Source organism: Pseudomonas sp. BJa5, from assembly GCF_030272875.2.
Lineage (GTDB): Bacteria > Pseudomonadota > Gammaproteobacteria > Pseudomonadales > Pseudomonadaceae > Aquipseudomonas.
This window is the reverse complement of the sequence record NZ_JALRNG020000035.1, coordinates 1-12358: the sequence shown is the minus strand read 5'-3', so window position 1 is coordinate 12358 and position 12358 is coordinate 1. Positions and strand designations below refer to the sequence as shown.

The following is a 12358-nucleotide window of genomic DNA, read 5'->3' as shown; positions in this document are numbered from 1 at the left end:
TCGGGAGAGAGATACACAATGGCACTCATTAGCATGCGCCAGATGCTGGACCACGCCGCCGAATTCGGCTACGGCGTTCCGGCTTTCAACGTCAACAACCTCGAGCAGATGCGCGCCATCATGGAAGCTGCCGACAAGACCGACTCTCCGGTGATTGTCCAGGCCTCGGCCGGTGCCCGCAAATACGCCGGTGCCCCGTTCCTGCGCCACCTGATCCTGGCGGCCATCGAAGAGTTCCCGCACATCCCGGTGTGCATGCACCAGGACCACGGCACCAGCCCTGACGTCTGCCAGCGCTCGATCCAGCTGGGCTTCAGCTCGGTGATGATGGACGGCTCGCTGGGCGAAGACGGCAAGACCCCGACCGACTACGAGTACAACGTTCGCGTTACCCAGCAGACCGTGGCCATGGCTCACGCCTGCGGCGTTTCGGTTGAAGGTGAGCTGGGTTGCCTGGGCTCGCTGGAAACCGGCATGGCGGGTGAAGAAGATGGCATCGGCGCCGAAGGCGTGCTGGATCACAGCCAGATGCTGACCGACCCGGAAGAGGCCGCCGACTTCGTCAAGAAGACCCAGGTCGACGCCCTGGCCATCGCCATCGGTACCAGCCACGGTGCCTACAAGTTCACCAAGCCGCCTACCGGCGACGTGCTGGCGATCGACCGCATCAAGGAAATCCACAAGCGCATCCCCAACACCCACCTGGTGATGCACGGCTCCTCCTCGGTGCCGCAAGAGTGGCTGGCGATCATCAACCAGTACGGTGGCGACATCAAGGAAACCTACGGCGTTCCGGTTGAAGAAATCGTCGAAGGCATCAAGCACGGCGTACGCAAGGTCAACATCGACACCGACCTGCGCCTGGCGTCCACCGGTGCCATGCGTCGCATGATGGCGACCAACCCGAGCGAGTTCGACCCGCGCAAGTTCTTCGCTGAAACCGTCAAGGCCATGCGTGACGTGTGCATCGCCCGTTACGAAGCCTTCGGCACTGCCGGCAACGCCTCGAAGATCAAGCCGATCTCCCTGGAAGGCATGTTCCAGCGTTACGCCAAGGGCGAGCTGGCAGCCAAGGTCAACTAAGACCTTGTCTGGAAAAAACCCGCACGGATGCGGGTTTTTTTATGTCCGCGCGCCACACTGAAGGCGTGCCTGGCCTGATGGGACAGACCGTTAGTCGGCTAGCGACGGTTTCCACCAGTGATGGCAATGTGATGACTTCAGATTTGTGGCAGCCGGGTCTAGAGTTAGGCTCGGATTTCCCCAGAAATTCGATGTCGGTGCCACAAGAGAAGCAGCATGGATTGCGCGCAACCTACGTCCCACGACAGCGGCTCGGTACTCCTGGTCGTTGATGATTACCCGGAAAACCTGATCAGCATGCGTGCCCTGCTGGCCCGTCAGGACTGGCAAGTGATTACCGCAAGCTCCGGGGTGGAAGCCCTGAGCGCGTTGCTCGAACACGACGTGGACCTGGTGCTGCTGGATGTGCAGATGCCGGGCATGGATGGTTTCGAAGTCGCCCGCCTGATGCGCGGCAGCCAGCGCACACGGCTGACGCCGATCATTTTCCTCACCGCCAACGAACAGTCCCCGGCTGCCGTGCTCAAGGGCTACGCCAGTGGGGCGGTGGATTACCTGTTCAAGCCGTTCGACCCGCAGATCCTCAAGCCCAAGGTCCAGGCCTTGCTTGAACAACAACGCAACCGCCGCGCGTTGCAGCGCCTGAGCCGCGACCTTGAAGGCGCACGGGCCTTCAATGCCTCGGTGCTCGACAATGCCGCCGAAGGCATTCTGGTGGTGGCTGAAGACGGCACGATCCGCTTCGCCAACCCGGCCATCTGCAGATTGCTCGATGCGCCGGTTGAACGTTTGCATGGCGCCGGACTGTTGGACTTCGTGCAATCGCCTGGCGCGCAAACCTGGCCCGAGTCGGCGTTCTACCAGGCTTACCTGGACCGGGAGATCTTCCGTGTGCATGACGCCGTCCTGCGTACGGCAGGCGGGCATCCGGTACCGGTGGCGTTGTCCTGTGCGCCGTTGCCGGGGGAGCAACCGGCGATGGTGGTCACGCTGCTGGACATGTCGGTGGTGCGTAGCCTGCACCAGCAGCTTGAATTCCAGGCTGTCACCGACCCGTTGACCGGCCTGCTCAACCGCCGCGGTTTCTACCAGGCGGCGGAAAGTGCACTGGTACGCCACGAGCGCTCGGACAAGCCCCAGGCCTTGCTGTTCCTGGACCTGGACGGGTTCAAGCGCATCAACGACTCCCACGGCCATGAGGCCGGTGACCGCGTGCTGTTCTGGGTGGCCGAGCAGCTCAAGGACTGCATGGGCAGTTGCGCCATACTCGCGCGCATGGGCGGCGACGAGTTCACCGCATTGCTCGACTCCCTCGAATACCCTGAACAGGCCGCGCGTTTTGCCGAGCGGCTGATCGAGCGGATGTCGATCTACCAGGAAATCGATGGCCTGGAAGTGACCCTGGGGGTCAGCATCGGCATTGCCACCTACCCCGAATGCGGCACCAGCCTCGATGCGCTGCTGCGCGCCGCCGATGCCGCGATGTATGCGGCCAAGCAGTCCGGACGCCAGCAGTATCGCTACTACGACCAGGACCTGAACGGCCGGGCGCGCTCGCGGTTGATGCTGGAGGACAGCGTGCGCGGGGCGATCGAGCACAACGAGTTCAGCCTGGTCTACCAGCCTCAGGTGGCGTTTGCCGATGGGCGCCTGCGTGGCTTCGAAGCGCTGCTGCGCTGGTGTCATCCCAGTGTCGGGGATGTACCGCCCGGCTTGTTCCTGCCCTTGCTCGAAGAAGCCCGGCTGATTACCCGCCTGGCCAGCTGGATCTACCAGAAAGGTGCAGCACAGCGCCGTGCCTGGAGCGAGCGCTACGACGCCGGGCTGGTGCTGAGCATCAGCCTGAGCCGGGTGCAGTTCGCCATGCCCAACCTGGTCGAGGAGCTGGAGCGGGTGATTGCCGGGCAAGGGCTGCTACCGGCGCAGCTTGAAGTCGAAATCACCGAGGCATCGCTGATGTACAACAGCGACGATGCCTTGAAACAGCTGCACCGCTTGCGCGACCTGGGTGTGCGCATCGCCCTGGATGATTTTGGCGCGGGTGACTGCTCGTTGCGCATGCTGCGCGACCTGCCCATCGATACCCTCAAGCTCGACCGGCAACTGGTGGCGAAACTGCCTGGCTCGGCAGCTGATGCGGCCATGGTTCGCTGTGTGATCGAACTGTGCCGGCAATACGCAATCTGCGTCATCGCCGAGGGTGTGGAAAACCATGAGCAGGCGCGCTGGTTGCAGGCCAATGGCTGCGACTACCTGCAAGGCTTTCTGGTGGCGTATCCGATGACGGCGGAAGATGCCGGCGAGTTTCCAGGCTTTTTTGCCTGGCAACAGCCGTAGTTGGGTACACTTGGGCTTTACTCGCCTCCGTTTGGCCCATGAACACGCTCAAATACCTGCAAGCCTATACGCCTGCCCTGCAAGACCAGGTCCGCCAGTTGATTGCCAGCAATCGCCTGGGCGACTACCTGCACCAGCGCTACCCGGATCGGCATGCGGTGCAGAGCGACAAGGCACTGTATAGCTATGCCCAGGGCCTGAAGCAGGAGTACCTGCGCAACGCCCCGAACCTGGACAAGGTGCTGTTCGACAATCGCCTGGACCTGACCCATCGGGCGTTGGGCCTGCATACCGCGGTGTCGCGGGTACAAGGTGGCAAGCTCAAGGCCAAGAAGGAAATCCGCATCGCTTCGCTGTTCAAGGAGGCGGCGCCACAGTTCTTGAAAATGATTGTGGTGCATGAGCTGGCGCACCTGAAGGAAGCCGAGCATAACAAGGCCTTCTACCAGCTCTGCGAATACATGCAGCCGGGCTACCATCAACTGGAGTTCGACCTGCGCGTCTACCTGACCTATCGCGAGCTGCCCGGCAACGGGTGAGCCACAAGGACCTGCCAATGGATGTGAGCAAGACCAAGACCAGTTTCTACCGCCGCCTGTACGTGGCCTGGCTGATCGACAGCCAGACCGCCAGCAGCGTGCCGGCCCTGATGGAAGCCACCGGCATGCCCCGGCGCACGGCTCAGGACACTATCGCCGCGCTGGCTGACCTGGATATCGTCTGTGAGTTCGAGCAGCAGGAGGGGGCGCGCAATCACGCCGGCCATTACCGGATTCGTGACTGGGGGGCGATCGACAAGGAGTGGATCATCCAGCACCTGCGGCGGATTCGTGAGGTGCTGGGGTATCCTTGAGGTTCGAGGGTAATCGCGGGGCAAGCCCGCTCCAACAGGTGCGTTGCCTTCAGCCGCGACGCATGCCGATGTGCGGAATATCGTCCTCCAGGTATTCCTCACCTACCACCTCAAAGCCATAGCGCCCGTAGTAACCCTGCAAGTGTGCCTGTGCCGACAGGTAGACCGGCACGCCCGGCCAGCGTTTTTCCGCCTGTTCAAGGGCCTTTTCGATCAATTCATGCCCAAACCCCCGACCCCGGGCTGCCGGCGCGGTGACCACGCGACCGATCACCACATCGCCGCCCTGGGACTCCGGATCGAGCAGGCGCAGGTAGGCCAGCAGCGCGTCGTCCTGCCAGGCCATCAGGTGGCAGGTGTCGCCGTCCAGGTCCTGGCCATCGACATCCTGGTAGGCGCACTTTTGTTCGACCACGAAGACTTCGGTGCGCAGCCGCAGAATGGCATAGAGTTGTTCCTTGCCAAGGTCACTGTGATGTTTGCAGATCCAGTCGATGGGCATTAGCAGGCTCTCAGGCAATGAATGACCTTGATCATGGCAGAAGCCGCCAGTGAGAACGAGGGCGAATATGCCGCACGTCGACACAGGATGTAACAGCGTCCAAGGTGAAGGCTATTTGATATCATTGTCTCTGCCATGGCGATTCACCCTGTTGTAACCTGGGCGAATCGACGGCAACCGGCACGACTCGAACCATTGAGGTCAATGACCCGCAACGGCGCATCTACTGAAGGATCTGAGCATGTCTGCACTGCTTCGAGTCTTGGGTTTGCTTGGATTGTTGCTGGCGCTCAATACCGCCCAGGCTGAAAAGCTGCGCCTGGTGGCCGACAGCTGGCCGCCGTTCACCGATGCCAACACGCCCGGCGGCGGCCTGTCCACCATCCTCGTCACCACGGCGCTGCACCGCGCCGGCTTCGACAGCGAGTTCGAGCAGGTGCCCTGGGCGCGGGCGCTGCTGGGGGTGGGGGAAGGGCGCTACGACGTGCTGATCAATGCCTGGTACACCGACAGTCGCGCCCAGATCGGCCAGTTCTCCACCAGCTACATGACCAACCGGATCCGCCTGCTCAAGCGCAAGGGCGATGTGCTCCGGTTCAAGGGCTTGAGCGACCTGTATCCATATCCCATCGCCATTGTTCGTGACTATGCCTACTCACCTGCGTTCGATGCCGACCCGCAGTTGCAGAAAATTCCGGTGCGCAGCTTTGCGGTGGCGGTACGCATGCTCGCCGCCGGCCGGGTGGGCCTGACCCTGGAAGACGAGTACGTCGCGCGTTTTTTCCTGCAACGTGAGTCGCGCTCGGTGCGCGAACAGGTCGAGTTCATCGACCAGCCGCTCAGCGAGAATCCCCTGCACATCCTGGTGAGCCTGAAAAACCCGCGACACCAGCAGATCGTCGCCGGCTTCGACCGCGCCATCGCCGAAATGAAGGCCGATGGCAGCTACGCCCGCCTGCTGCGCCACCACGGACTGTGATCAGGCCGGGGCGTCCTTGATCAGGTGGGCGGCCAGGGTCCGCAAGGGGCCGAGCTGGCGGCAGATCAGGGCCAGCTGGGTCTGCACCAGACGCTGGTTTTCCTCAAGCTCTTCGGGCATCTGTTCCAGGGCATTGGCCAGGGCTTCCTCGGCATCGCTATGGATGGCCACCGGCTGCTTGTTGGCCAGGCCCTCGGCAATCTCGTCCAGGCTGTTGGCCAGGCTGGCCCCGGCACCGTCGATCAATTGCTCGTGGACATCGGCAGGCAGGGTGGTTTCACGGTGCGCACCCAGGCCTGACAGGTAGCTGAGCAGGGTGTGGGAGAGCACCAGGAAGCGAAAGCCGACATCCGCCTCCTTACGAAAATGCCCGGGTTCCATGAGCATGTTGGCCAGGGTCGTCGACAGTGCCGCGTCGGCGTTGTGGGCGTTGCGCCGGGCCAGGCGGTAGGCCAGGTCGTCGCGCTTGCCCTGGGCATACTGCTGCATGATCTGGCGAAGGTAGGTGCTGTTGCAGCTCAGGGTATTGGCCAGCACTTTGTTCAGCCGGCGGCCCTGCCAGTCCGGGAGGAACAGGAAAACCGCGAGAATGGCGATCAGGCTGCCCACCAGGGTATCGAACAGGCGTGGCAGGAACAGGCCGTAGCCGTCGCCGATCTGGTTGAAGCAGAACAGCACCATCAGGGTAATGGCCGCAGTGGCCAGGGTGTAGCGGGTGGTGCGGTTGACGAAGAACACCACCCCGGCGGCCACGGCGAACAGCGACTGGATGATCGGGCTGGGGAACAGGTCGAACAGCGCCCAGCCCACGGTCAGGCCAATGCCGGTACCAATGATCCGTTGCACCAGTTTGCGCCGGGTCGCCCCGTAGTTGGGCTGGCAGACGAACAGGGTGGTGAGGATGATCCAGTAGCCCTGGGTCGGGTGGATCAGGTGCACCATGCCGTAGCCGATCGACAACGCCAGGGGCAGGCGCAGGGCGTGGCGAAATAGCAGCGAGGTGGGCGTCAGTTGCTGGCGCAGGCGGTTCCAGACATCGGCCAGGTTGCGCGGCGAGCGGTCGAGCAGGCTGCTGTCGCTGGCATCGGCCAGGTTGTCCGGGTTGCTCGCGTCGCTGAGCAGGCGGTCGAGGGTCGCCAGGTTGGCTGCCAGGGCGCGCAGCGAGCGCAGCAGGCCGCGCCAGGCCGGGTTGCTCTGCAGGCGCAGGTGTTCCAAGGAGGCGTTGAGGTCTTCCTCGGCCTGGGCAAAGCCTGTGTCGTAGATGAACGGCTGGCGTAGCTGGATCGACTCGGACAGTTGCTGGCAGGCCACGCCCTGCTGGCGCAGCAGGCGCTGGCAGCGGAACAGCACGTCGCTGTGGAAGAAGGCCTCGGTCAGGGCGTTGTAGGGGTAGTGCGAGGAGCTGGCGCGCTCGTGGATGTCCTGGGCCAGGAAGTACAGCTTGAGGTAGCGGCTGACCTTCGAGCCCGGCCGGCCGTTACCGACCCGGTGCAGGATGATTTCCTTGGCGGCATTCAGGGCCGCCACCACCCGGCCATTCTGCTGGGCCAGTTCCAGGCGCCGGGCCTCGACGTCCAACTGGCGCACCGGTTCGAACAGGGTGGCCTTGAGTTTCAGGTAGCGCCCGAGTTCGCGGAACAGCCGCGCCAGGCTCTGTTGCACCGGCTGGTTGGAAAACAGCGCCTGCCACAGTACCGAGAGCAGCCCGTACCAGGCGGCGCCGGCCACCAGCAGCAGGGGCTCGTGCCAGAAGTCGGTGACCTCGCCGCCACGCTGGTCGACGCCGATCATGGTGTAGACCGAGAGAATCAGCGTCGCCGAGGCAATGGCGCCATAGCGCTCGCCCAGGGCGCCGAGCATGGTCAGGGCGAAGCTGGCCAGGGCCAGGGCGATGACGAAGATGATCGGGTAGGGGAACAGCAGCTCCACCGACAGCGCGGCGACGGTAAAGCACACCAGGGTCACGGCCAGGGCATTGAGCCGTCCTTGCCAGCTGTCGTCGGTCTCGGCCAGGGCGCTGGCGATGATGCCGAGGAACAGCGGGATCAGCAGGCTCATCTCGTCCTTGTACCAGCACAGCAGCATGCTCCCGGTCAGGGCGATGAGGACGCGGATGGCATAGCTGAACTTGTCCAGGGCCCAGAGACGACGGAGCGATTGGCTGAACGAGGAAGAAGACATGGGGGTTCGGCAGACCTTGGGCGATGATCGAAATTGAGCCAGTCAGGTGACAGCAGTGTTACTGCCGCCTCTGACCAGCAAAATTTGTTCCTTGATGCGCTGATTCTACCGCGAAGGTTAGACGAACTGCGCGGCCGCGTATGCCGAAGCCCAGGCCCACTGGAAATTGAAGCCGCCCAGGTGGCCGCTGACGTCGAGCACTTCACCGACGAAGTACAGGCCAGGGCTTTTCAGCGACTCCATGGTCTTGGACGAGACTTCGCGGGTATCGACGCCGCCCAGGGTCACTTCGGCGGTGCGATAGCCTTCGGTGCCGGCCGGTACCACCTGCCAGGCGCCGAGCTTGTCGCTGACCTGGAGCAGTTCGGCCGGGGTGTACTGCTTCATCGGCTTGGAGACGAACCAGTGTTCGGCCAGCAGGTTGGCCATTTTCTTGGTGAACAGCTCACCGAGCAGGGTTTTCAGTTCGCTGTTGGGGCGCTCGGCCTGCTGCTGTTGCAGCCAGCCCAGGGCATCGTGCTCGGGCAGCAGGTTGATCTCGACCGTGTCGCCGGCTTCCCAGAACGAAGAAATCTGCAGGATCGCCGGGCCGCTCAGACCGCGGTGGGTGAACAGCAGGTTCTCGCGAAAGCTGGTGCCGTTGCAGCTGGCGACGCAATCGACCGAGGTGCCGGACAGCTCGGTGCAGATGGCCTTGAGCTGCGGCTCGGTGATGGTGAAGGGCACCAGCCCCGCACGGGTCGGCAACAGGCTGTGACCGAACTGGCGGGCGACCTGGTAGCCGAAGCCGGTGGCCCCCAGGGTCGGGATCGACAGGCCGCCGGTGGCGATTACCAGCGACTGGCACTGGAACTGGCCGGCGCTGGTTTCCAGCAGGTAGCCGCCTTCGACCTTCTCGATCTGCTCAATGCGGGTGTCCATGCGCAGTTCGGCGCCGGCGCTGTCGCATTCGTCCAGCAGCATGCCGAGGATGTCGCTGGACTTGTTGTCGCAGAACAGCTGGCCGAGCTTCTTCTCGTGATAGGGCACGGCATGCTTGCCGACCATCTCGATGAAGTCCCACTGGGTATAGCGGGCCAGGGCCGACTTGCAGAAGTGCGGGTTCTGCGAGAGGAAGTTGCCGGGCTCGGTGTACATATTGGTGAAGTTGCAGCGGCCACCGCCGGACATCAGGATCTTCTTGCCCGGCTTGTTGGCGTGGTCGAGCAGCAGCACCTGGCGGCCGCGGCCGGCGGCGGTCAGGGCACACATCAGGCCGGCGGCGCCGGCGCCAATGATGATCACTTCGGTGGAACGCACTGCAAAATCCTCGGAATCGGTGGTGATAACTATCGCGGGGCAAGCCCCCACCGACAACCCGGTTGGAGCGGGCGTGCCCCCCCATAAGGCCCGCCCGAACAACAAACACAGACGAATCGCCCGCGCCACCAGCGGCCCATGATCTTGCCGCTGTTGAGCCGCTGCAGCGCCTGCTTGGCCACTGCCCGCTCCACGGCGACAAACGCCTGGAAGTCGAAAATGGCGATCTTGCCGACCTGGGTGCCCGGCAGTCCGGCTTCACCGGTCAGGGCGCCGAGAATGTCGCCCGGGCGCAGTTTGTCCTTGCGTCCGGCGGCGATGCACAGGGTGCTCATGACCGGCAGTAGCGGCGCGCCGTTCTGGGCCTTGAGGCTGTCCAGCTGTTCCCAGCGCAGGGCGGCCTTCTGCAGGTCTTCGATGGCTTGGGCACGATGGCCTTCGGCCGGCGCGACCAGGCTGATCGCCAGGCCCTTCTCGCCGGCACGACCGGTGCGGCCGACGCGGTGCACGTGGATCTCGGCATCGCGGGCCAGTTCGACGTTGACGACCATGTCCAGGGCATCGATATCCAGGCCACGGGCCGCCACGTCGGTGGCGACCAGTACCGAGAGGCTGCGGTTGGCGAACAGGGTCAGGACCTGGTCACGGTCGCGCTGCTCCAGGTCGCCATGCAGGGCCTGGGCGGCGATGCCCTTGGCCTGCAGGTGCTCGACCAGTTCCTGGCACTGTTGCTTGGTGAAGCAGAACGCCACGCAGGACTGCGGGCGGAAGTGCCCGAGCACCTTGCTTACGGCCTCCATGCGCTGCTCGGGGGCGATTTCGAAGAAGCGCTGCTCGATCTGGCTGTCGGCGTGCAGGGCTTCGACCTTCACGGTCTGTGGGTCACGCATGAAAGCGGCGGCCAGTTGCTTGATGCCGGCCGGGTAGGTGGCCGAGAACAGCAGGGTCTGACGACGCTTCGGGGTTTGGCCGATGATGTCGGCGATAGCGTCGTAGAAGCCCATGTCGAGCATGCGGTCGGCTTCGTCGAGCACCAGGGTGTTGAGCCCGTCGAGCACCAGGGTGCCTTTGCTCAGGTGCTGCTGCACGCGGCCCGGAGTGCCGACGATGATGTGCGCACCGTGTTCCAGCGAGGCGATCTGCGGGCCGAGGGCGACGCCGCCGCACAGGGTCAGGATCTTGATGTTGTCTTCGGCGCGGGCCAGGCGGCGCAGTTCCTTGGCCACCTGGTCGGCCAGCTCGCGAGTCGGGCACAGCACCAGGGCCTGGCAGCCGAAGTAGCGCGGGTTGATCGGGTTGAGCAGGCCGATGCCGAAGGCAGCCGTCTTGCCGCTACCGGTCTTGGCCTGGGCGATCAGGTCCGCGCCCTTGAGGATTACCGGCAGGCTCTGGGCCTGGATCGGGGTCATCTGGGCGTAGCCGAGGGCGTCCAGGTTGGCCAGCATGGCGGTGGACAGCGGCAAGGTGGCGAAGGCGGTGGCAATGGTGGTCACGAGACGGGCCTGCAAAACAAAATGTCGCGCAGTGTACCAGTCTCGTGGCCATTAGCCCTAAGGCTCGATCTCCGGTTCCGGACGAGGGGCACGCCTTCCGTCCGTACTGGACAGCTGCATGAAGATCGCCGCCGCCAGCATCGCCATCAGACCGATGGTCAGGAAGGTCAGCTGGAAGGCGCCCAGGGTGCTTTCCACCCCCTCGGCACTGCCGGCGGCGCTGAAGCCGCCGAGCAGGGCGCCGGCGCAGGCCACCCCAAGGCTCAGCGACAGCTGCGCCACCACCGACAGCAGGCTGTTGCCGCTGCTGGCATTGGCATCGTCGAGGTCGATCAGGGTGACCGTGTTCATCGCCGTGAACTGCATGGAGTTCACGGCGCCCAGCAGGCCGAGCTGGAACAGCAGCAGGGCATAGGGCGTCTGTTCGTCCACCAGGCCGAGGCTGGCCAGCAGCAAGCCGAGCAGCAAGGTGTTGCCGGTGAGGATGGTGCGGTAGCCGAAGCGCTCGATCAGGGGCCGGGCGATCGACTTGGCCAGCATCGCCGCCGCCGCCAGGGGGATCATGCTCATGCCCGCCTCGGCGGGCGAATAGCCCAGGGCCACCTGCAGCAGCAAGGGCACCAGGAACGGCAGGGCGCCGCTGCCCAGGCGGGCGAACAGGTTGCCGAGGATGCCGACCGAAAAGGTCCGGGTGCGGAACAGCCGGGGCGAGAACAGCGGATCGTCGACGCTGCCCGCCCGCAGCCAGTAGGCCGCGAGGCAGGCCATGCCGGCGAACAGCAGCAACATCACCCGCAGGTGTGGCAGGTGCAGTTCGCCCAGCCCCTCCATGGCGATGGTGATCAGCACCATGGCCGCGCCGAACAGGACAAAGCCCACCCCGTCGAAGGGCGTGCGTTCACTGCCACGCAGGTCCGGAATGAAGCGCCACACCGCATAGCAGCCGACCACGCCGACCGGCAGGTTGAGCAGGAAGATCCAGTGCCAGCTGAGAATCTCCACCAGCCAGCCGCCCATGGTCGGGCCCAGCAGCGGGCCGAGCAGGCCGGGAATGGTGATGAAACTCATGATCCGCACCAGTTCCGAGCGCGGGTAGGCACGCAGCACCACCAGGCGTCCGACCGGCAGCATCAGTGCGCCCCCCAGGCCCTGGACCACCCGCGCCGCCACCAGCATGCCGAGGCTGCTGGCCAGGGCGCAGAGCAGCGAGCCGAGGCTGAACAGCAGGATCGCGCCGAAGAAGATCCGCTTGGTACCGAAGCGGTCGGCGATCCAGCCGGAGGCGGGGATCAGCAGGGCCACGGTGAGCATGTAGGCAATGATCACCGACTGCATGCGCAGCGGATCTTCGGCCAGGTCGCGGGCCATGGCGGGCAGGGCGGTGTTGAGGATGGTGCCGTCCAGGGACTGCATGAAGAAGGCGATGGCCACCACCCAGGGGATCCAGCGGGCGGTGACGGGGTCCAGCGGGGCGCGGATGGGCATGGCGTGTGGGCTGTCCTTAAGGGCCCTGTCGCGGGGGGCGCCCCCCCCCCCCCCGGGGGGTGGGGGGGGGGGGGGGGCCCCCCCCGCAAGCGGAAAACAAGACAAGCGGAGGCCCAGGGGCAAGCCACACCCCCACACACGACAAA

9 protein-coding genes and 1 pseudogene are annotated in these 12358 nt (G+C 64.5%); 5 read left to right on the top strand and 5 right to left on the bottom strand.

Annotation, left to right across the window (positions count from 1 at the left end):
• The first annotated feature begins 18 nt into the window (after positions 1 to 18).
• The 4 genes from fba to M2D63_RS19185 all read left to right on the top strand — a co-directional run bounded on the left by fba (position 19) and on the right by M2D63_RS19185 (position 4273).
• Positions 19 to 1083, top strand: coding sequence for a class II fructose-bisphosphate aldolase (fba, locus tag M2D63_RS19200; RefSeq protein ID WP_285864574.1), 1065 nt, complete (start codon positions 19 to 21; stop codon positions 1081 to 1083).
• Between the two features lie 216 nt (positions 1084 to 1299).
• Positions 1300 to 3420: a bifunctional diguanylate cyclase/phosphodiesterase gene (locus tag M2D63_RS19195; protein ID WP_285864573.1), complete on the top strand. Its 2121-nt coding sequence runs from the start codon at positions 1300 to 1302 to the stop codon at positions 3418 to 3420.
• A gap of 38 nt (positions 3421 to 3458) precedes the next feature.
• Positions 3459 to 3959 carry a YgjP-like metallopeptidase domain-containing protein gene (locus tag M2D63_RS19190; RefSeq protein WP_285864572.1) on the top strand — a complete coding sequence of 167 codons (501 nt, stop codon included), beginning with the start codon at positions 3459 to 3461 and terminating at the stop codon, positions 3957 to 3959.
• A 17-nt stretch (positions 3960 to 3976) separates the two neighbouring features.
• Positions 3977 to 4273, top strand: a complete 297-nt coding sequence (locus tag M2D63_RS19185; protein ID WP_285864571.1) for a winged helix-turn-helix domain-containing protein — start codon at positions 3977 to 3979, stop codon at positions 4271 to 4273.
• Between the two features lie 49 nt (positions 4274 to 4322).
• On the opposite strand, the gene M2D63_RS19180 is transcribed toward M2D63_RS19185, so the two are convergent.
• On the bottom strand, positions 4323 to 4775 hold the full coding sequence (locus M2D63_RS19180; protein WP_285864570.1) for a GNAT family N-acetyltransferase: 453 nt from the start codon (positions 4773 to 4775) through the stop codon (positions 4323 to 4325).
• A 241-nt stretch (positions 4776 to 5016) separates the two neighbouring features.
• Here M2D63_RS19180 and M2D63_RS19175 point away from each other — a divergent pair, with 241 nt between their 5' ends.
• Positions 5017 to 5754: an ABC transporter substrate-binding protein gene (locus M2D63_RS19175; RefSeq protein WP_285864569.1), complete on the top strand. Its 738-nt coding sequence runs from the start codon at positions 5017 to 5019 to the stop codon at positions 5752 to 5754.
• On the opposite strand, the gene yccS is transcribed toward M2D63_RS19175, so the two are convergent.
• The 4 genes and pseudogenes from yccS to mdtD form a co-directional block, all read right to left on the bottom strand.
• Complete coding sequence (gene yccS, locus M2D63_RS19170) at positions 5755 to 7935, bottom strand: YccS family putative transporter (protein ID WP_285864568.1); 2181 nt, start codon at positions 7933 to 7935, stop codon at positions 5755 to 5757.
• Between the two features lie 117 nt (positions 7936 to 8052).
• Positions 8053 to 9234, bottom strand: coding sequence for an NAD(P)/FAD-dependent oxidoreductase (locus M2D63_RS19165; protein ID WP_285864567.1), 1182 nt, complete (start codon positions 9232 to 9234; stop codon positions 8053 to 8055).
• Between the two features lie 110 nt (positions 9235 to 9344).
• Positions 9345 to 10679: pseudogene (gene dbpA, locus M2D63_RS19160) on the bottom strand (ATP-dependent RNA helicase DbpA); the annotation flags it as partial.
• Positions 10680 to 10784: 105 nt separating this feature from the next.
• Positions 10785 to 12350, bottom strand: coding sequence for a multidrug transporter subunit MdtD (gene mdtD / locus M2D63_RS19155; RefSeq protein ID WP_405310642.1), 1566 nt, complete (start codon positions 12348 to 12350; stop codon positions 10785 to 10787).
• Positions 12351 to 12358 lie beyond the last annotated feature (8 nt).